The organism is Stenotrophomonas sp. STK17_22, assembly GCF_051983905.1.
Taxonomy (GTDB): domain Bacteria; phylum Pseudomonadota; class Gammaproteobacteria; order Xanthomonadales; family Xanthomonadaceae; genus Stenotrophomonas; species Stenotrophomonas maltophilia_A.
Genome location: NZ_CP197010.1, coordinates 2,185,711 through 2,205,401, shown reverse-complemented (window position 1 = coordinate 2,205,401; position 19,691 = coordinate 2,185,711). Strand labels below are relative to the sequence as shown.

14 protein-coding genes are annotated in these 19,691 nt (G+C 66.0%); 6 read left to right on the top strand and 8 right to left on the bottom strand.

Annotated features, from left to right (window positions below):
- Positions 1-58: 58 nt before the first annotated feature.
- On the top strand, positions 59-1,300 hold the full coding sequence (gene serA / locus ACSYS9_RS10290) for a phosphoglycerate dehydrogenase (RefSeq protein WP_071229292.1): 1,242 nt from the start codon (positions 59-61) through the stop codon (positions 1,298-1,300).
- 79 nt (positions 1,301-1,379) lie between these two features.
- Here serA and ACSYS9_RS10285 read toward each other — a convergent pair whose 3' ends face one another.
- The gene (locus tag ACSYS9_RS10285) at positions 1,380-1,994 is read right to left on the bottom strand and encodes an NUDIX hydrolase (protein WP_081352355.1); all 615 of its coding nucleotides are present in this window, start codon (positions 1,992-1,994) and stop codon (positions 1,380-1,382) included.
- A 133-nt stretch (positions 1,995-2,127) separates the two neighbouring features.
- On the opposite strand from ACSYS9_RS10285, the gene ACSYS9_RS10280 reads away from it, so the two are divergent.
- Both ACSYS9_RS10280 and ACSYS9_RS10275 read left to right on the top strand, forming a co-directional pair.
- The gene (locus ACSYS9_RS10280; protein WP_071229290.1) at positions 2,128-3,603 is read left to right on the top strand and encodes an amino acid permease; all 1,476 of its coding nucleotides are present in this window, start codon (positions 2,128-2,130) and stop codon (positions 3,601-3,603) included.
- A gap of 82 nt (positions 3,604-3,685) precedes the next feature.
- Complete coding sequence (locus ACSYS9_RS10275) at positions 3,686-5,113, top strand: amino acid permease (RefSeq protein WP_010482555.1); 1,428 nt, start codon at positions 3,686-3,688, stop codon at positions 5,111-5,113.
- A 280-nt stretch (positions 5,114-5,393) separates the two neighbouring features.
- Here ACSYS9_RS10275 and ACSYS9_RS10270 read toward each other — a convergent pair whose 3' ends face one another.
- Positions 5,394-6,359, bottom strand: coding sequence for an IS110-like element ISStma4 family transposase (locus ACSYS9_RS10270; RefSeq protein ID WP_440568522.1), 966 nt, complete (start codon positions 6,357-6,359; stop codon positions 5,394-5,396).
- A 514-nt stretch (positions 6,360-6,873) separates the two neighbouring features.
- Here ACSYS9_RS10270 and ACSYS9_RS10265 point away from each other — a divergent pair.
- From ACSYS9_RS10265 to mtnC, 3 genes are all read left to right on the top strand, one after another.
- Complete coding sequence (locus ACSYS9_RS10265; protein ID WP_071228231.1) at positions 6,874-7,515, top strand: methylthioribulose 1-phosphate dehydratase; 642 nt, start codon at positions 6,874-6,876, stop codon at positions 7,513-7,515.
- 92 nt (positions 7,516-7,607) lie between these two features.
- Entirely contained in the window at positions 7,608-8,165 is a 558-nt protein-coding gene (locus tag ACSYS9_RS10260) for a 1,2-dihydroxy-3-keto-5-methylthiopentene dioxygenase (RefSeq protein ID WP_071228230.1), read from the top strand.
- 3 nt (positions 8,166-8,168) lie between these two features.
- Positions 8,169-8,864: an acireductone synthase gene (mtnC, locus tag ACSYS9_RS10255; protein ID WP_071228229.1), complete on the top strand. Its 696-nt coding sequence runs from the start codon at positions 8,169-8,171 to the stop codon at positions 8,862-8,864.
- Between the two features lie 128 nt (positions 8,865-8,992).
- Here the strand turns inward: mtnC and ACSYS9_RS10250 are convergent, their stop codons facing one another.
- The 6 genes from ACSYS9_RS10250 to ACSYS9_RS10225 form a co-directional block, all read right to left on the bottom strand.
- Positions 8,993-11,611, bottom strand: coding sequence for a beta-mannosidase (locus ACSYS9_RS10250; protein WP_071228228.1), 2,619 nt, complete (start codon positions 11,609-11,611; stop codon positions 8,993-8,995).
- A 91-nt stretch (positions 11,612-11,702) separates the two neighbouring features.
- Positions 11,703-12,929, bottom strand: a complete 1,227-nt coding sequence (locus ACSYS9_RS10245) for an AGE family epimerase/isomerase (protein WP_049398497.1) — start codon at positions 12,927-12,929, stop codon at positions 11,703-11,705.
- Complete coding sequence (locus ACSYS9_RS10240) at positions 12,926-13,921, bottom strand: carbohydrate kinase family protein (RefSeq protein ID WP_071228227.1); 996 nt, start codon at positions 13,919-13,921, stop codon at positions 12,926-12,928. The genes ACSYS9_RS10245 and ACSYS9_RS10240 overlap by 4 nt, the downstream gene beginning before the upstream one ends.
- Positions 13,922-13,928: 7 nt before the next feature.
- Complete coding sequence (fucP, locus tag ACSYS9_RS10235; protein ID WP_071228226.1) at positions 13,929-15,242, bottom strand: L-fucose:H+ symporter permease; 1,314 nt, start codon at positions 15,240-15,242, stop codon at positions 13,929-13,931.
- Positions 15,243-15,302: 60 nt separating this feature from the next.
- Positions 15,303-16,352 carry a LacI family DNA-binding transcriptional regulator gene (locus tag ACSYS9_RS10230; RefSeq protein ID WP_049424705.1) on the bottom strand — a complete coding sequence of 350 codons (1,050 nt, stop codon included), beginning with the start codon at positions 16,350-16,352 and terminating at the stop codon, positions 15,303-15,305.
- Between the two features lie 96 nt (positions 16,353-16,448).
- Complete coding sequence (locus tag ACSYS9_RS10225) at positions 16,449-18,914, bottom strand: GH92 family glycosyl hydrolase (protein WP_071228225.1); 2,466 nt, start codon at positions 18,912-18,914, stop codon at positions 16,449-16,451.
- Positions 18,915-19,691 lie beyond the last annotated feature (777 nt).

The window sequence follows — 19,691 nt, the reverse complement described above, 5'->3', positions numbered from 1 at the left end:
CATGGGCGGCACGATCTGGCATAGTGGTCAGCCCCTGTCCCACTGGCCGTGTTGCCCCATGTCGCCGAAGAAGACCTCGTTCCCGAAGCAGGATATCCGCGTGCTGTTGCTGGAGGGAGTCAGCCAGACCGCCGTGGAGGTGTTCAGCGCCGCCGGCTACAGCCAGATCGAAGCGCACACCAAGGCGCTGCCCGAGGACGAACTGAAGGCGCGCATCGCCGAGGCGCACATCGTCGGCATCCGTTCGCGCACCCAGCTCAGCGCCGAGGTGCTGGCCGATGCCAAGCGCCTGATCGCGGTGGGCTGCTTCTGCATCGGCACCAACCAGGTCGACCTGGACGCGGCCGAGCTGGCCGGCATCCCGGTGTTCAACGCGCCGTACTCCAACACCCGCAGCGTGGCCGAACTGGTGATCGCCGAGGCGATCATGCTGACCCGCGGCATTCCGCAGAAGAACGCCGAATGCCATCGCGGCGGCTGGTCGAAGTCGGCCAGCGGCAGCCATGAAGTACGCGGCAAGACGCTGGGCATCATCGGTTACGGCCACATCGGCACCCAGGTCGGCGTGCTGGCCGAATCGCTGGGCATGCAGGTGATCTTCCACGACGTGGAAACCAAGCTGGCGCTGGGCAATGCGCGTGCTGCGGCCAGCCTGGACGACCTGCTGGCCCGCGCCGACATCGTCACCCTGCACGTGCCGGAGACCCCGGCCACGCAGTGGATGATCGGCAGCACCGAGCTGGCGAAGATGCGCAAGGGCGCGCACCTGATCAACGCCGCGCGCGGCACCGTGGTCGACATCGATGCGCTGGACGCGGCGCTGGCCAGCGGCCACGTCGGCGGCGCCGCGCTGGACGTGTTCCCGGTCGAGCCGAAGGGCAATGGCGATATCTTCGAATCGCCGCTGACCCGCCACGACAATGTGATCCTGACCCCGCACGTGGGCGGCAGCACGCTGGAGGCGCAGGACAACATCGGCGTGGAGGTGGCGGCCAAGCTGGTGCGCTACAGCGACAACGGCAGCACCCTGTCGGCGGTCAATTTCCCGGAAGTGACCCTGCCCGAGCACGCTGACAGCCTGCGCCTGCTGCACATCCACCAGAACGTGCCGGGCGTGCTGTCCAAGGTCAACGAGATCTTCTCGCGCCACAACGTCAACATCGACGGCCAGTTCCTGCGCACCGACCCGAAGGTGGGCTACGTGGTGATCGACATCACCGCCAGCGAGGCACAGGCCGCCGCCGTGCGCGACGAGCTGGCCGCGATTCCGGGCACGCTGCGGACGCGCATCCTGTATTGAAAAAAGGGGACGGAGGGGATTAAGTCGTTTGCGGCACATGCGCTATAAACGACTTAATCCCCTCCGTCCCCTTTTTACCTCAACGTGCCAGCCACCGGCGCGCCATGCGCTGCATGGACTCGTCCGATTCCGGATCGGACGCGACTTCGGTCACCGGCCGCCATGCCAGGTCAAGTGACTCCTCGCTGAGCACGAAGGCTTCGCCACCCAGCGCGCGGATCACGAAACGTACGTCGTAGTGCCAGTGGCCCGGCACCTCCTTGCGCTCCGGAATCCAGTGCTTGTCGATATCGAAGATAGCCGGGTCTTCCAACACCAGGCCGCTCAGTCCCGATTCTTCTTCGGCTTCCTTCAGTGCCACCTGGGCCAGGTCGCGGTCGCCGTCGGCGTGGCCACCCAGCTGCAGCCAGCGCTGCAGCTTGCGGTGGTGGGTCAGCAGCAGGCGCAGGCCATCGGCACTGACCAGCCAGCAGCTGGCAGTGAAGTGGCCGGCCAGCCGCTCGCGCCGGAACGGATCTTCCGGATCGTCCAACAATGTGCCGAATTCGGCAGCCAATGCGTCGTGGGCGGGCTCGCGGCGGGCATAGTCCCGCAGCAGGCCACGCAGGCGATCGTCAAGCACGGCAAGGGTTTCGGCGGTCTGGCTCATGAATGGGCGGCGTTTGGAAAAATACTGCTCATTATCGCCGTTCATTGTTGCGATTGCGCTTGTGCGTTGGCTTCAGCTTTGGCTAAGGTACAGCGGGCCGTTCGCGCGGCCTTCACCATTCCAGGGTTGCCGGCAACGTATCGGCGGCCCACCCAATCCGATCACTAGGAAGTACTGCATGCTGAAAGCTCTGTTGAGGGTCAAGCCGGTTGAACCGGCCGGGCACGTCGATGCCGGCGAACCCATCGAAGGCAGCCTGGACGGCGAAGCCACGTTGAAACGGACCCTCACGGCTAAACACCTCATCCTGCTTGGCGTGGGTGCGGTGATCGGCGCTGGTATCTTCGTGCTGACCGGCCAGGCCGCGGCCAACCATGCCGGCCCGGCGGTGATGCTTTCGTTCGTGCTGGCCGGTTTCGCCTGTGCCCTGGCGGGCCTGTGCTACGCCGAATTCGCGGCGATGATGCCGGTCTCCGGCAGTGCCTATTCGTACTCCTACGCCACCCTGGGCGAGGGCATGGCCTGGTTCATCGGCTGGTGCCTGGTGCTGGAGTACCTGTTCGCCTCGGCCTCGGTCGCGGTGGGCTGGTCGGCGTACCTGATCAGCTTCATCACCACCACCCTGCACATGCCGTTCCCGGACCTGCTCAGCGCCGCGCCCATCGCCTGGACCGGCAGCGAGTTCGTCTCCTCCGGCAAGCTGTTCAACCTGCCGGCGGTGCTGATCGTGGCGGCGGTGTCCGGCCTGCTGTACGTGGGCGTGACCCAGTCGGCCTTTGTCAACGCGATCATCGTGGCGATCAAGGTCACCGTCATCTGCCTGTTCATCGGCATCGGCGCGGCCCACATCGACCCCGCCAACTGGCAGCCGTTCATTCCGGAAAATACCGGCGTGCCGGGTGAGTTCGGCTGGAGCGGCGTGTTCCGCGCGGCCACCATCGTGTTCTTCGCCTACATCGGCTTCGACGCGGTCTCCACCGCCGCCGGCGAAACCAAGGACCCACAGCGCAACATGCCGATCGGCCTGCTCGGCTCGCTGGCGGTGTGCACCATCGTCTACATCATCGTCTGTGCGGTGCTGACCGGCATGATGCCGTACCACCTGCTCGGCACCGACAAGCCGGTGGCGACCGCGCTGGAGCCCTACCCGACCCTGTCCTGGCTGAAGACGTTCGTGGAAATCGGCGCCATCGCCGGCCTGTCCTCGGTGGTGCTGGTGATGATGATGGGCCAGACCCGCATCGCCTACACCATCTCCCGCGACGGCCTGCTGCCGAAGTTCTTCGGCAAGGTCCACGCCCGCTTCCGCACCCCGTACGTCGCCACCATCGTGGTCGGCGTGATCGCTGCCGCGCTGGCCGGCCTGGTGCCACTGAACGTGCTCGGCGAACTCGTCTCGATGGGCACCCTGCTGGCCTTCGCCACCGTATGCGTCGGCGTGCTGGTGCTGCGCTATACCAAGCCGGAGATCCATCGCCCGTTCCGCGTGCCGGCGGTGTGGATCATCTGCCCGCTCGGTGCAGCCACCTGCCTGTTCCTGTTCTGGCAGGCGTTCGTGGTGCACTGGCACCTGTTCGTCGGCTGGACCCTGCTCGGCCTGCTGATCTACCTGGGCTACGGCATCCGCAACAGCAAGCTGGCCAAGTCGCCCTGATCCGCCTACGGGCCGGCCTCGCGCCGGCCCGTCCGTTTTCCCCGCGCGCCGCCCGTGGCGCGATTCGACAAGACCACCACACATGTTCAAGCAACTGTGGGCCACCAAGCACCCGCATGCCGCCCATGAAGACGCCAACGGCCTGAGCCTGCGCCGCCACCTCGGCCCCTGGGGCCTGACCGCCCTCGGTATCGGCGCGGTGATCGGCGGCGGCATCTTCGTCATCACCGGCCAGGCCGCCGCCAACCACGCTGGCCCGGCCATCATGCTGTCCTTCGTACTGGCCGCCATCTGCTGCGCCTTCTGCGCACTGGCCTATGCCGAGTTCGCCTCGATGGTGCCGGTCTCCGGCAGCGCCTACACCTACACCTACGCCACCTTCGGCGAGCTCTCGGCCTGGTTCATCGGCTGGATGCTGGTGCTCGAATACGGCGTCTCCGCCTCGGCGGTCGCGGTCAGCTGGACCGGCTATTTCCTCAGCCTGCTCAGCCAGTTCGACATCCATCTACCGGCGGCGCTGGTCAGTGCCCCGCTCGATGCACAGCTGCGCCCCACCGGCGCGATCGCCAACCTGCCGGCCGCCGCGCTGGTACTGCTGCTGACCTGGCTGTGCTACGTCGGCATCAGCAAGTCCTCGGCGATGAACATGGCAATGGTCGTGCTGAAGACCGGCCTGATCCTGCTGGTCATCGTGGTCGGCTGGAAGTACGTGGACACCAGCAACTGGACGCCGTTCATTCCCGCCAACGAAGGGCCTGGCAAGTACGGCATGGAAGGCGTGCTGCGTGGCGCGGCGATGGTGTTCTTCGCCTATATCGGCTTCGAAGCAGTGTCGGTGGCGGCGCAGGAATCGAAGAATCCGCAGCGTGACATGCCGTTCGGCATGATGCTGTCGCTGGTGATTTGCACCGTGCTGTACATCGCCATGGCCGCAGTGATGACCGGCCTGGTGCCGTTCCAGCTGCTGGGCACCGATGAGCCGGTGGTGACCGCCGTGGCGGCGCATCCGCAGCTGGGCTGGTTGCGCTGGGTGGTCGAGGTCGGCGCGCTGGTCGGCCTGTCCTCGGTGGTGCTGGTGATGATCATCGGCCAGCCGCGCATCTTCATGATCATGGGGCGCGACGGCCTGCTGCCGCCGGTGTTCACCAAGATCCACCCGAAGTACCGCACCCCGCACATCAACACCGTGATCACCGGCATCGGCATCGCCCTGCTGGCGGCGCTGTTCCCGCTGGACATCCTCGGCGAGCTGACCTCGATGGGCACGCTGATCGCGTTCGCTGCCGTGTGCGCCGGCGTGCTGATCCTGCGCCGCACCCAGCCGGACCTGCCGCGTCCGTTCCGCATGCCGATGGCATGGCTGATCTGCAGCCTGGGCGTGTTGAGCTGCCTTGCCCTGCTGTCGGCGATGACGATGCACAACTGGATGCTGATGGGGGTGTGGACGTTCGTCGGCTTCGTGATCTATTTCTGCTACGGCTTCAGGCACAGCCGCCTGCGGGGTAAGTGAGGTTTTTTGCATTGCAGGGCCTGCGGCCCTGCACCCGCCTTTGAAGCCGGAGCAACGGCAACAGCTGGGCTGAGGGGTTTGGCGGGGAGGCATGGGTTCGCGGGGGACGCCGTGAATCCGTCCATGGAGGCTTAGCCGCGCCATCCATGGCGCGGATACCCCCGCGAACCCATGCCTCCCCGCCCATGACAGTCTCCCGGCGCATCCGGTGGATCCACGCCATGCGTGGATGAATTGCGTCTGGGAGATGAATTCCTTGTAGATACCGTGTCGCCCTCGCCTAGGCAAGGGCGACGTCAGGCTCAAAGGGTCGGTCACTTCTCAGTACGCCCCAAATCAGATGGATGAGCTTGCGCATCACTGCACACATGACGACCTTGAAGGGCTTGCCTTTCGCGCTGAGCCGGTCTGCAAAGGACTTCAGTGTGGGGTTGTGGGTCTTCCCGGTCAGCGCCGGCATGTACAGCTTTTTGCGGAAATTGGCGTCGCCGACGCGTGATATCCGGCATTTGCCTTCGTAGTTTCCTGATTGACGCTGGGCCGGATTCAGGCCCGCGTGGGCAACCACCTGGCGCACGTCGCTGTATTTGCTTAGATCCCCCAGAATGGCCAACAGCTGGGCACTGCTGGTGTTGCCTACACCGGGGATGCTGGTAAGCAGTTGATGACGCCGGCGCAGGTCCGGATCGTTATCGATATGGTCCTCAATCGCCTTCTGGACCTGCTTGATCTGCTCTTCCAACGTCCGGATCACATCCTTGATCCCTTGCTGGACCGAGATATCGGCAACGTCCAGGCGGTTGTGCTCCATCTGCAGCATTTCCTGGAGATCATCTCGACGCCGTACCAAGGCGCGCAGCTTCACCTCCGAGGGCGTCGGCGGAACGTAGGGATGCAGCTTTTCCGAGCGTTGTGCCTCAAAAAACCGGGCAATCAGCTTGGCGTCGCTGCGGTCAGTCTTGGTCCGCATCCCCTCCGCCTGCCCAAACGCCTTTACTCGGGCGGGATTGGCCACATGAACCACGACCCCCGCCTCCACCAGTGCTTGAGCCAAGGCCTCGTGATAGATGCCTGTAGCCTCCATACCTACCGCCGCGTTCGGCGCATGCTTGGCGCGCCAAGCCAGAAGCTCATCAAAACCCTTTGGCGTATTGGGGAGTTTGGCCTTGGTTCGATACTTGCCGTGAGATAGAGGCAGGGCGATGTCAAAAGTCGCCTTGGCTGCGTCGATGCCGATAAATTGCATGATTTCGCTCCAGCTTGAACTTACGATCGTGATCGGAAGCCGCCAGACTTGCCCTTGTGAGTACAGGCTCTCACCCGATGGCGGGCCTAAGATACCGTTCAAGTTCCATGGCGGTGTCAGGCCGCCGACGCGCTGAATCTACTTTGCAAGCTCGAAGGCTTAAGAGCCGAGGCAGCGTCATCGGAGCCTCCCGGGTCACCGGGGGATTGTGCCTGATCAGGGCACGATCCAAGACACAAGAGCCGAGCCATGCTCGGCTCAGAGCAAGCGCAGCGCCGCGACCCGCTTTTCGCTTTTCCTTCTTCACTCCGTGGCTGGCCGCACGGAACCTGTCCGTGGTCGGGCGGGTGGGTTGTGCAGGGGTGTCCGCGGCATGGATGCCGCGGCCAAGCCCCCAAGGAAGGGTCTACGGCGTCCCCTGCGCAGCCCACCCAACCGGCCAACCCGCGAAATCTGCTTCTGACGCCAGCCACGAGCGGCTCAGCCGTTGGCCGAATCCAGTAAAATCGCCGACATGAACGCCCCCACCTTCCCGTACGACACCGCGCGCCTGAGCGAACTGGCCCAGCTGCTGATCGACAACGTCCGCGAACTGGCCCACGCCGGCTGGACCCCGGCCACCAGCAGCAACTTCTCCCACCGCCTGGACGACCGCCACGCCGCGATCACCGTCTCCGGCAAGGACAAGGGCCGCCTGATCGAGGACGACATCATGGTGGTGGACTTCGACGGCCTGGCCGTCGGCCGCCCGCTGCGCCCGTCCGCCGAGACCCTGCTGCACACCCATCTGTACCGCCGTTTCCCGGAAATCGGCTGCGTGCTGCACACCCACTCGCCGGTGCAGACCGTCGCCTCGCGCCTGTACGCGCCGCAGGGCCACATCCGCCTGGAAGGCTACGAGCTGCTGAAGGCCTTCGCCGGCAACAGCACCCACGAGATGGCCATCGACGTGCCGGTGTTCGCCAACACCCAGGACATGAACGTGCTTTCGAAGCAGGTCGATGACCTGCTCGACCGGCAGAACCTGTGGGGCTACCTGATCGACGGCCACGGCCTGTATGCCTGGGGCCGCGACATGGCCGAGGCACGCCGCCACCTGGAAGCCTTCGAATTCCTGTTCCACTGCGAACTGGAACTGCGCAAACTGCGCGGCTGAACCGGCGCGCAGATGCAGATGCCGATCCGGAATCTGCGCCCTGCCCCCACCCTGCTACCCTGTCTTCCCCCCGAGACGTTCAAGCTGCCGCCATGAGCCGACTGCGCATCTACGACGACACCCGCCCCGAATCGCCGCTGCTGGACACCCAGGACGGCGCGATCATCGCTGCCGAGCTGCAGAAGATCGGCGTCACCTTCGAGCGCTGGCAGGCCACCGCACCGGTCGCACCGGGCGCCAGCCAGGATGAAGTGTTCGCCGCTTACCGCGCCGACATCGACCGCCTGGTCGCCGAGCACGGCTTCAAGAGTGTGGACGTGGCCTCGATCGCCCCGGACAACCCGAACCGCGCCGAGCTGCGCAGGAAGTTCCTCGACGAACACTTCCACAAGGAAGACGAGGTGCGCTTCTTCGTCGCAGGCTCCGGCCTGTTCACCCTGCACGTGGGTGACAAGGTCTATGAGATCGAGTGCGTGAAGGACGACCTGATCGCCGTGCCCGACGGCACCACCCACTGGTTCGACATGGGCGATGAGCCCAGCTTCGTGGCGATCCGCTTCTTCACCGAGCCGGATGGCTGGGTCGGTCACTTCACCGGCACCGACATCGCGCAGAAATTCCCCCGTTACGTACCTACCCAGGCATCCTGATCCATGCAGCCCCGCGTCATCCTGACCGATATCGAAGGCACCACCAGCAGCATCTCGTTCGTCAAGAACGTGCTGTTCCCCTATGCCCGCAAGGCGCTGCCCGCGTTCGTCGCCGAGTACGGCCAGCAGCCGGAAGTCCGCCGCTGGCTGGATGCGGTGGCCACCGAGATCGGCGGCGCCTGCCAGGACAGCCTGGTGGCCGAGACGCTGCAGGGCTGGATCGACCAGGACCGCAAGCACACCGCACTGAAGGCGCTGCAGGGCCTGATCTGGGACGAAGGCTACCGCCGCGGCGACTACACCGCGCACTTCTACCCGGAAGTGGCGCCGGTGCTGAAGGGCTGGCACGCCTCCGGCCTGCCACTGTACGTGTACTCCTCCGGCTCGGTGCCGGCGCAGAAGCTGTTCTTCGGCTTCAGCGACGCCGGTGACCTCAGCCCGCTGGTGTCGGGCTGGTTCGACACCGAAGTCGGCGGCAAGCGCGAGGCCGACAGCTACCGACGCATCGTGCAGGCCATTGGCGTGCCGGCCGGCGAGATCCTGTTCCTGTCGGATGTGGTGGAAGAACTGGATGCTGCCCGCGAAGCCGGCCTGCAGACCCGCCTGATTGATCGCCTGGACGACTACCCGCTGCCGCGCACCGGCCAGGCCGCCAACGGCCATGAGCGCGTCGAGAATTTTCAGCAGATCCAGCTGTAAAGAAGAGATGTGTGCGGACCAACGGTCCGCACCTACCCGTCTCCGCTTCTGGTAGATGCCAACCTTGGTTGGCATGTTCGGGGTGTGCCAACCAAGGTTGGCACCTACCAAAACAGGATGCGCCGCCCTCAACGATCGTTGAGGGTTTTTACCTTCAGCGCTTCGCGCAGCGTCGTCAGATCCACCGGGCCACGCACTGCGATGTCGCGGGTTTCACCCGGCAGCAGATCCAGCAGATTGTCTTCCACCTGCACGTCCAATGCACCGAAGTCGATCCACGCCGAACGCACGTAGGCCGCGCTTTCCAATCGCAGACGGTAGTGGTCGCCTTCAATGGACAGGCTCGCCTTGAGCTTCTGCCGCGGCAGGATCTGATCCTTGGCTTCGACGAATCCGACCACCTGCCGCGCGATCACCGACCTGTCCTGCAGCAGCTCGAACACTGCCACCGTGCGCTTCGGATCGGCACCGGCCAACATTTCGGCGTCGCGGAAATCACCGATCGAGGTGACACCGGCGGCAGCCAGGGTCACCGCGTCTTCGCGACGACGCAGCACCTTGCCGTCTACATCCATCACCCGCAACCGCCAGCGTGCATCCAGCGCGGCACCGTCGTTGATCAGGCGCACCCGCGTACTGCCCTCGTCGCGCAACGCCGCCACCGCCACCGGCGCGAAGAAACGCCGCGCGGCGAAGTGCAGCGCCTTCCAGCGACCGAAGTAGTCCACGCTGGACCATGAAGCACCCGGCCAGACGTCGTTGAGCTGCCAGTACAGCGAGCCCATGGTGTACGGCCGCGAAGCGCGATGGTGCAACGCGGCCAGCGCGATGCCATCGGCCTGCATCACCTGGCTGAGGTAGACGAAGTCCTCGAAGTCCTTCGGCGTGCCATAGCCCAGTTCGATGTAGTGCAGCAGGCGGCTGTTGCCCTCGCCGGCCATGAACTTCTGGTGCGCGCGGATCACCGGGCTGTCGATGCGCTGCTCGGCGCGGGTGGCGATCTGGTCCACCGTCGCCACCGACGGCCACGCCTGCAGCCCGTACTCGGACATGAAGCGCGGGGTCTCACGCAGGTAGGCCAGCACCGGAAGCGCTGGATTGCCCCAGACCTGCCAGTAGTGCTTGTCGCCACGCGCTGAATCGTTGGCCTTCTCATCCAGATCATTGCTGGGCGAGCTGGACCAGTACGGTACGCCCAGCCCTTCCTCGCCCACCACCTGGCGCAGGTCGTTGCCGAACAGGTCGACGTAGCCCTGCCAGACCTTCGCCGCAAATGCCGGGTCAGCTGCCTTCAGGTCGCGGCCGTGACCCCAGTCCTTCCAGGCGGTTTCTTCCTCGTTGTTGCCACACCACAGCACGATGCTGGGGTGATGGCGCAGCCGGCGCACGTTGTCGCGTGCTTCGGCCAACACGCTTGCCCGGAAGGCCGGATCGTAGCCCGGCTGCATGCCGCCGCCGAACATGAAGTCCTGCCAGACCAGCAGGCCCAGCTCATCGGCGATGTCGAAGAACGCATCGTCCTCGTAATAGCCGCCGCCCCAGTTGCGCAGCATGTTCATGTTGGCGTCGCGCGCGGCGGTCAGCACCTGGCGCAGGCGTGCGGCATCGACGCGTGCGGGGAAGGCGTCGAACGGAATGACGTTGGCGCCCTTGGCAAAGATCTCCACACCATTGATGATGAAGGCGAAGCCCTGCCCTCCCTTGCCGTCTTCCTCGCGGCGCAGTTCGACCGTGCGCAGGCCGATGCGCTGCTCGCGCGCCAGCGTTGCATCGCCGCCACCATTCAGGCGAGCCTGCACGGTGTAGCGATCCTGCGCGCCATGGCCCACCGGCCACCAGCGCCGCGGCGTGGCCAGCTCAACCGGCAGCTCAACCGTATTCTGGCCTGGCTTCAGCAACACCGTGCGTTGCACCTGGGCCACGTTGCGGCCTTCCGGATCCTGCACATCTACAGTGACCATCGCAGAACCGGCAGCGCTGCCCTGCTCCACCTGCAGCAATACCGCCAGCTTCGCCTGCTCTGCACTCAATGCATCGGTGCGCACGGCAAGATCGGTCAGACGGTGCGCGTCCCAGGCCTGCAGGTCGACCCCGCGCCACACGCCGGCGGTGACATAGCGCGGGCCCCAGTCCCAGCCGAAGTGATAGGCCGGTTTGCGCGCGAAGTTGCCGACCATCGCGTCTTTGGGCTCATCCCCATAGGGTGAAGGATAGTTGCCGGCAATCTTGTGCGGCATCGCCTGCACGCCCGGCAGCAGCGTGCGGATCGGTGAGCGGAACACGATCTGCAGTTCATTGCCGTTCGCGCGCAGGCGCCCGTCCACACGTGCATGCCACGTGCGGTGCGCGTTGTCCGCGCGCAGCAGCGGCTTGCCGTTGAGGCTGACCTCGGCGTAGGTATCCAGCCCGTCGAAACGCAGTTCGGCATTCGGCTTGGCCAGCGTCGCCGCATCCACGTCAAAGCGGGCGCGGTACTCCCAGGCAGCCAGGCCGATCCATTGCAGCTCGGCCTCGGGTGCACCGACGTACGGATCGCGGATCAGCCCATGCGCCAGCAGGTCGGTGTGCACGCTGCCCGGCACCTTCGCCGCACGCCATTGCTGCAGGCCTGGACGCGCGGCGCCCTGCGCGTCGCCGGGCAGCATGCGGAATTCCCACTGCGCCTGCAGCGGGGCTGCGGCCACCGGGAAGGAGATGGCTGCAGTCAGCAGCAGGAGCAGACGGACAACGAGGGAAAGGCGATGCACGTGGCGCTCCTGTTTTTCCGCCGGGCGTGACCCAGCGCTACCGATTTCGGATTGCCAGGCATGGCCTGGCACTACTGCATTCGAACGATCTTCAACGCACGACGTTCAACACTTCGTAGCACGCGCCCATGGTGTGGTAATCCACCTTGCCGGCAGGGCTTTTCTCGTCGCTGTACTTGCGGTTGTCGGCATCGAGGATGCGGAACCATGCACCGTACTGGTGGTCGACGAAGTGCTCCCACGAATACGCCCAGATGCGTTCGTACCACTGCCAGTAGCGGTCATCGCCGGTACGCTTGGCCATCAGCGCGGCGGTCGCCAGCGTTTCGGCCTGCACCCAGAAATACTTGTCGTCGTCGCAGACGAAGCTGTCGCCACCGATCGGTGCGCCATCCATGCCCGGCTGCCGCCGCGATTCAGGTGCGAAGCCGTAGTACAAGCCACCCCGGGTGTCGTCCCAACTGCGTGCGACGGCGACGTCGAACAGATGCTGCGCGGTCGGCACCAGCCAGTCGGCCTGCACGTGGCGATCGAGGATCAGCAGCAGTTTGGCCCACTCGGTCTGATGCCCCGGCTGGAAGCCCCACGGGCGGAACAGGTGCTTGGGATCGTCCAGGTTGTAGTCCCAGTCGATTTCCCAGTTCACATCGTAATGTTCCCAGACCAGGCCACCGGCCTTGGCGGCCTGGCGGCGGGTCATGTTGTCGGCCAGCTGCAGCGCGCGCTCGACATAGCGCTGCTCGCCACTGGCCTCGAACGCGGCCAGCATCGCCTCGCACATGTGCATGTTGGCGTTCTGGCCGCGGTAGCCGGTGAAGTTCCACTGGCCGTCAGCCTCGTCCTTGTACAGGCCGTGCTGCGGCTCCCAGAAGCGCGCTTCCAGCAGCTGCCAGGTCTCGTCCATCCAGTCGCGCGCCTGCTCGATGCCCGCCTTCAGCGCGCAACTGTAGGCCAGCAGCACGAAGGCCACGCCGTAGCAGTGGTTCATATCGTCCTCGACCTTGCCGTCGCGCAGGGTCCAGGCATAACCGCCGGTGGCCGGGTTGCGGTGCACCTCGCGCAGATAGCGCACGCCATGCTCGACAGCCTCCCGGTATTCGGCATTGCCGAACTCGCGGTAGGCCATCGCATAGTTGAAGACGAAGCGGGTGCTGCTCACCAGGTGGCGGTGGCTGGCATCGTAGATGCTGCCGTCATCACGGAAGTAGTGGAAGAAACCGCCGTCCGGATCGATGCAGCGCGGGTGGTAGAACGCCATCGTGTCGGCGATATGCGCGCGCAGGAACGCGGGCGAACGGAAATCGGGCGAGGTGCTCATGCGGTAATGTCCTGGGCCTGCAGCAGCTGCTGCACTTCATCGAGCGAGGGCATCGCGGCGAACGCGCCCTTGCGGGTAACAGCCAGCGCACCCACGGCGGCGCCGAAGCGCAGCGTGGCGGTGATCGCCTCCGGGTCCTGGCAGAACGCGGCGAAACCAGCACCCGCCCCACCCCGCTCCAGCAGGCCCACCAGCACGCCACCGACGAAGGCATCGCCGGCGGCCGTGGTGTCGACCGTGGCCACGCGGAAACTGGTCACCGTGCCGTGGTTGTCGCGGGTGTACCACTGCAGCGTGGCCGCGCCATCGGTGACGATCACCCAGCGCGCCTGCGCGGCCAGCAGGCGCCGCAGCACCACCGCCTCGCCATCGGCGCCCAGCGGTGCGGCCAGGTAATCCAGTTCCTCGCGCGACAGCTTGACCAGGTCGGCGCGCTCCAGCGCCTGCCACAGGCGCGGCGTCGGATCGACGTCGACGGGCCACAGTGCCGGGCGCAGATTCAGATCGAGGCTGACCACCGCACCGGCCGCGCGCGCACGATCCATGCCGGCGAAGGTCGCCTCGGCGATGGCCGGCTCGGTCAGGCTGTTGGAACAGACGTGGAAGCACTGCGCGCTGTCGAGGCACTCCGCCTGGAAGTCACTGTCACGGAACAGCAGGTCAGCCGCCGGCGGGCGGTAGAAACTGAAGCTGCGCTCGCCACTGGCATCCAGCGCGACGAAGGCCAGCGCAGTCTTGGCGGCGTCGGTGCGCACGATGTAATCCGTGCCCACGCCGTGCTGGACCAGACTGTCGGCCAGGAAGTCACCGAACATGTCGCGGCCAAGCATGCCGACGAACTGGGTCTTCGCCCCCAGCCGCGCAGCCGCCACCGCGACGTTGGCCGGCGCACCGCCGGCGTACTGCAGGAACGCGCGCGGGGTATCGGCCGAGGCCGGCGGCTGCGCTAGTAGATCGATCAAAATTTCGCCGAAGCAAACGATGGCACCCATTCCGGACTCAGCCTCCCTGCGTTGCGGAGGCCGGCGTACGCGCACCGACCAGTCCGTAGAAAATGATGTAGCCGTAGCACAGCAACGGCAGGATGAAGCTGGCCTGCACACCGATGTGGTCGGCCAGCACGCCCTGCAGGTACGGCACCACGGCACCGCCGACGATGGCCATGATCAGCAGGCTGGACCCCTTGTTGGTCAGCGGGCCCAGGCGCTCGATGCTCAGCGCGAAGATGGTCGGGAACATGATCGAGTTGAACAGGCCGATCGCCACCACCGAATACAGCGCGACGTTGCCGGAGCTCAGCATGGTCGTGACCAGCAGCCCCACATTGACCAGCGCGAAGATCGCCAGCAGACGGCTGGGCGAGAAGCGCGCCAGCAGCGCCGAACCGGCGAAGCGGCCGATCATCGCCATCGTCCAGTAGGCCGACACGTAATGCGTGGCCTGCTGCTCGCTGAAGCCGCCGATGTTCGGCATCGACAGGTAGTTGACCAGGAAGCTGCCGATCGACACTTCGGCGCCGACGTAGAAGAAGATGCCCAGCACGCCCAGCAGCAGGTGGCGCTTGCGCAGCGCATCCAGGTAGCTGTGGTGGTGGCCCTGGTCGGCCTGCTCGGTGGCATCACTCAGCGCCGGCAGGCGGAACAGGAACACGAACAGCGCCAGCAGCACCAGCGCCACCGCCAGGCCCACGTAGGGGCCCTGCACGGCCTGCGCCTCGGCGGCACGGTAGGCCAGCTGCTCGGCGGCCGGCAGCGCCGCGATGTCATCGGCACTCTTGACCGTGTTGGACAGGATCAGCATGCCGCCGAAGATCGGCGCAATGGCCGTGCCCAGCGAGTTCAGCGCCTGCGCCAGGGTCAGGCGGCTGGAGCTGGTCTGCTCCGGGCCCAGCAGCGCAACGTAGGGGTTGGCAGCGACCTGCAGCACGGTGATGCCGGTGGCCAGCACGAACAGTGCGCCGAGGAACGCGCCATACACGCGCAGCTCGGCCGCCGGCCAGAAGCCCAGCGCGCCGATGCCGGCGATCACCAGGCCGGCCACGATGCCCTTCTTGTAACCCAGCGCCGCCACCAGCCGACCCGCCGGCAGCGACATCAGGAAATAGGTGCCGAAGAAGGTGAACTGCACCAGCATCGCCTTGGCGTAGTTCAGCTCGAACACCGCCTTCAGGTGCGGGATCAGGATGTCATTGAGGCAGGTCAGGAAGCCCCACATGAAGAAGATCGTGGTGACGACAGCCAGCGCCTTGCCGTTGGTAACGGCGGGTGCGTTGCCCGAAGAACCCGATGGACGGGGCGTTGCGGAGATCGGCATGCGGTACGCGCCTCGATGCGCGGAAGGTCGTTGTTGCGTGGAAGGGGTGTATGGAAGGAATCAGTTCGGTCGTGCGGCACTGCTTTCGCGGATGCGCAGCTGCACCGGCGCGACCGTGCGCCGTGGCGGCGCATCCGGCTCGTCCAGTCGTTGCAGCAACAGCGCGGCAGCTTGCCGGCCCCGCTCGCGCGGATCGGCAGTGAGCGTAGTCAACGGCGGCACCGCGACCGACGCCTCGGAAATATCATCGAAACCGGTAACGGCAAAGTCACCGCCCGGACGGATGCCACGCGAATTCAAGCCCAGCATCAAGCCCAGCGCGACGGTGTCGTTGTAGCAGACCGCTGCACTCGGCCGATGGCCGTCGGCAAACAGCTCATCGGTGCGCGCCGCAGCTTCCAGGCGGTTCGGCGCCGACTCGATCATCCAGCCCGGCGGCAGCGACAGACCGGCCTCGGCCAGCGCCTGCTGGAAACCGGCACGGCGCTGGTGGCACGAGCTCGATGCAGCGTGGCCGCCAAAGAAGGCGATCTGGCGATGGCCGCGTTCGATCAGGTGGCGCGTGGCCAGATAGGCGCCGTGCTGGTTGTCCAGGGTCAGGAAATCCCAGTCGGCCCCGTCCAGCTCGCGGTTGAACAGCAGCACGTTGGCATTGGCACCCAGTGCCTGCCGCAGCAGCGCGGTATCGCTGCCCTCGGCCGGCGACAGGATCAGGCCGGCCGGGGTGTGCTCCATCAGCGTGGACAGCACCGCCTGCTGCCGCTCCGGCGATTCACCGGTACTGCCGAGCAGGGTCACGTAACCGCGTCCGCCCAGCGCCTCATCCACGCCGGACGCGAATTCGGCGAAGAACGGGTTGGACAGATCGTTGATCACCAGCGCGATGCTCGACGAGGTCCGCCGGCGCAGGTTGGCCGCCGCGCGGTTGTAGACATAGCGCTGGCGACGCAGCTCGGCCTCGACCTTGGCGCGGGTATCGACGTTGACCAGCGGGCTGCCGCGCAGCACCAGCGATACGGTTGCCCGTGACACGCCGATGGCACGCGCGATGTCGGTCACCGTCACCGCCTTGCCGGCGCGCTTGCTGGGACTGCTGCCGTTGTCGTTCATCGTCTTCCCGGACTCCGCTGGATGCTCAAGCCTAATGGATCAGGGCCCTGTCGTGCCGTGCCGTTCGCTGGGTCACCGCGAACGGCACAGTCCGTCTCAGCGCAGCTGGCTACCCGGTGCCGCACACCAGGACACCGGAAGGTCCTTCACCGCCGTGCCCCAACCCTGCTCCGGCGCCTTCGCATCGAGCGCGAACTGCAGGCGCGGGCCCTGCTGCAGCTGGTTCCAGTCCAGCCACACCGGCGCATGCGCCTGGCCATCGACCTTCACGCCCTGCACGTACTGCAGGCGGCGGCCATCGGCACCCGGCGCGTCGATGCGCAGGGTGCGGCCATTGCCCACGTCCACTTCCACCTTGCTGAAACGCGGGGTGTGCAGCAGGAACTGGCCGCTGCCCGGCACCGCCGGATACACGCCGATGGCACTGAACAGGTACCAGGCCGACATCGTGCCGAGGTCATCATTGCCGGTCACGCCATTCGGGGCATTGGTGAACAACTGCTGCGCGGCACGCACCACGGCGGCGGTCTTCCACGGCTGGCCGATCAGCGTGTACAGCCACGGCGAGTGCAGGTCCGGCTCGTTGTTCGGGTTGTAGCGGAACTGGTTGTAGTAGCTGTACGGCCCGACCACCCACTCCTTGCGGGCGGCATTGAGCGGGTCGGCCTGCAGCGCGTCCATCGCGAAGAACGCATCGAGGCGGCGGCCGGCCTGTTCGCGGCCATCCATCGCTTCGACCAGGCCCGGCACGTCCTGCTGCGCCAGCCACTGGTACTGCCACGCCGTACCCTCATGGAAACCATGGTGCGAGCGCGGGCTGTAATGGCCATCGGCCGGCGTGTACCACTGGCCGTCCTCGGTACGCGGGCGCGGGAACCCGGTGAAGCCGGTTTCGGCGTCGCGCACCTGCGGGTCCCACACCTTGCGCCAGTTGCGGCCGCGCTCACGCAGCGTCGCCGCGTCCTGGGCGTGGCCCAGGCCATCGGCCATCTGCGAGAGCGCACAGTCGGCCAGCGCATACTCCAGCGTGGCCGAACCGCCGTGATGCGGATCGACGTCCATGCCCTTGGACGGGAACGCGCGGTCGTAGACCACATAGCCCTTGTCCAGGTAGGTCGGGTTGCCGGAACGGCCGGCCATCCGCGAGTTCAGCGGCGGCGTGCCGAACGCGTTGCGGCGCAGCGCATCCCACGCCTGCGATTCACGGCCCTTGAGCGCACCGAAGCGCCACAGGTCGACCATGAACGGCGTGACTGGATCGCCGGTCATGATGTTGGTCTCGAAGTTGGCATAGCCCCAGCGCGGCAGCCAGCCACCCTGCTCGTCGATCGCCAGCAGGGTACGGCCGATGTCACGCGCCACGTCCGGGCGGGTCAGTGCCAGCCACTGGTTCTGCGCGCGGTAGGTATCCCACAGCGAGAAGTACTCGTAATAGGTCCAGCCATCGGCGCGGTGGATACCATCGTCATAGCCGCGGTAGCGGCCGTCGGCATCGTTGCCGGTCATCGGCTGCAGCAGCGCGTGGTAGGCCGCGCTGTAGAACACGGTGCGGTCATCGGCCGTACCGCCCTGCACACGCACCCGACCCAGCTGCTCGCGCCACGACTGCTGGGACAGCGCACGCATGCGGTCGAAACCGAGCAGCGCCCCACCCTGCATGCCGTCCGCGCGCAGATTGATGCGCGCGCCTTCGGCGTCCACATGCGAGATCGCGCTGACCGCCGTCACCGACTGGCCCTTGGCCAGGTCGAAGCTGAGCCAGGCGCCGTTCGGCTTCTGCTCGCCTTCCATGCTGTGGCGCGCACCCGGCAGGCCACCGCCTTCGCCCCAGGTACCGTGTGCCTTGAACGGGCGGTCGAACTCGATGCGGAACCAGGTGGTGTACTGATGGCCACCACAGAAACTCTTGGTGACCAGCTTGCCTTCCACCACGCGGTCGCCGACCACATCGACCACGCTGCCGATCACCGAGTGGCGCTCGTTCGCCTGGCCGACATTGACCAGCACGTGGCCATCGCCACTGCGCTGGCTGAAGGTGTAGCGCTCGGCCGCGGCACGCGTACGCGCGGTGGTCTCGGCATCGATGCCGCCGTAGCTGGTCAGCCGCACCTTGTAATAGCCCGCCTGGCCGATCTCGCCGTCATGCGTGTACGACGCGGCATAGGCCTTGTGGTCAAACTTCTTCGCGTTGCCGGTATCGAAATCGCCGCCGGGACCGATCGAACCGGTCACCGGCAGCACCGACACCTGGCCACCCTGCTCCCAGCAACCTGCGCCGGAGATGAAGGAGTGGCCGAAACCGCGGATCTTCTCGTCGTCGTAGCGCCAGCCCGAATAGTGGCTGCCGATCGGGCTGACCTGGATCAGGCCGAACGGTGCCGACGCGCCCGGGAACGTGTTGCCGTCGTCCTTGCTGCCGATGAAGGTGTTGACCTCGCGCTCCAGCGCAGCCGGCGCGGCCTGCAGCAGCACCGGCACTGACGACAGTGCGAGCAGGCAGGCCAGGCGCAGCAGCGGGCGCGAGGACACTGGGACGGCGGGAGCGGACGGCACTGGACGCATGTCGGGTTCCTGTAGTCGATGAGGCGGAGGCAGACGGCCGGGGCCGTCCGGCACCGTTCCGCTGAGCCCCGCCATGACTGGCAGAAAGCTCCCCCTGGAATGACGCCCGACCCACCAGACCGTGAATTTAGATCGATTCAAGTAGAGCATGCAGGTTCAGCCGAATGCATTCTGCGGCGCAGCATGAGAGGGGGTGTTCGGCAGGGCTGCGCCCTGCACCCGCTCCGAGCTGGAGCAACAGCAACACCAACAGCAGAAGCTGATTTCCTGTGGGGAGGCGGGGTGGGTCCGGTTGCGGGGGCCGCTGCAAGTACGTCCATGTAAGCTCGGTCGCCGCATCCATGCGGCTCACGCCCCCGCAACCGGACCCACCCCGCCTTCGACAGTTTCTCGCGATCTGCAGTAGATCCACGCCATGCGTGGATCAATCTCTGTCGGATAACGAAATCAATCGGGATCAGATCCGTTTTCCAACGGAAAACGGATCTGACCCCATGACCTCGCGTGATTCCAAGACCTATCCAACCGTCACCAGGAAACTGTCGGGGGTGGGGCGATGTGGGCTGGCAGGACCGTTGGCGCCATGGATGGCGCCATCGAGCCCCCATGGGTGAGGGCGCTTTGCTTGCGAAGCACTGCTTCGCAAGCGCCCGAACGCCCAGCCGCCAGCGGCTGGGCCGGACCCCGGAGGGGGGTTTACGGCGTGTCCTGCCAGCCCACACCGCCCGGCCAAACCAGCAGAAAACCAGAGCCGCTTTGGCTTTGGCTTTGGCTTTG

What these genes read in the sequence shown, in the direction of transcription:
- serA (WP_071229292.1), top strand. Translation starts at nt 59, where the DNA reads ATGTCGCCGAAGAAGACCTCGTTCCCGAAGCAGGATATCCGCGTGCTG.
- ACSYS9_RS10285 (WP_081352355.1), bottom strand. Translation starts at nt 1,994, where the DNA reads ATGAACGGCGATAATGAGCAGTATTTTTCCAAACGCCGCCCATTCATG.
- ACSYS9_RS10280 (WP_071229290.1), top strand. Translation starts at nt 2,128, where the DNA reads ATGCTGAAAGCTCTGTTGAGGGTCAAGCCGGTTGAACCGGCCGGGCAC.
- ACSYS9_RS10275 (WP_010482555.1), top strand. Translation starts at nt 3,686, where the DNA reads ATGTTCAAGCAACTGTGGGCCACCAAGCACCCGCATGCCGCCCATGAA.
- ACSYS9_RS10270 (WP_440568522.1), bottom strand. Translation starts at nt 6,359, where the DNA reads ATGCAATTTATCGGCATCGACGCAGCCAAGGCGACTTTTGACATCGCC.
- ACSYS9_RS10265 (WP_071228231.1), top strand. Translation starts at nt 6,874, where the DNA reads ATGAACGCCCCCACCTTCCCGTACGACACCGCGCGCCTGAGCGAACTG.
- ACSYS9_RS10260 (WP_071228230.1), top strand. Translation starts at nt 7,608, where the DNA reads ATGAGCCGACTGCGCATCTACGACGACACCCGCCCCGAATCGCCGCTG.
- mtnC (WP_071228229.1), top strand. Translation starts at nt 8,169, where the DNA reads ATGCAGCCCCGCGTCATCCTGACCGATATCGAAGGCACCACCAGCAGC.
- ACSYS9_RS10245 (WP_049398497.1), bottom strand. Translation starts at nt 12,929, where the DNA reads ATGAGCACCTCGCCCGATTTCCGTTCGCCCGCGTTCCTGCGCGCGCAT.
- ACSYS9_RS10240 (WP_071228227.1), bottom strand. Translation starts at nt 13,921, where the DNA reads ATGGGTGCCATCGTTTGCTTCGGCGAAATTTTGATCGATCTACTAGCG.
- fucP (WP_071228226.1), bottom strand. Translation starts at nt 15,242, where the DNA reads ATGCCGATCTCCGCAACGCCCCGTCCATCGGGTTCTTCGGGCAACGCA.
- ACSYS9_RS10230 (WP_049424705.1), bottom strand. Translation starts at nt 16,352, where the DNA reads ATGAACGACAACGGCAGCAGTCCCAGCAAGCGCGCCGGCAAGGCGGTG.
- ACSYS9_RS10225 (WP_071228225.1), bottom strand. Translation starts at nt 18,914, where the DNA reads ATGCGTCCAGTGCCGTCCGCTCCCGCCGTCCCAGTGTCCTCGCGCCCG.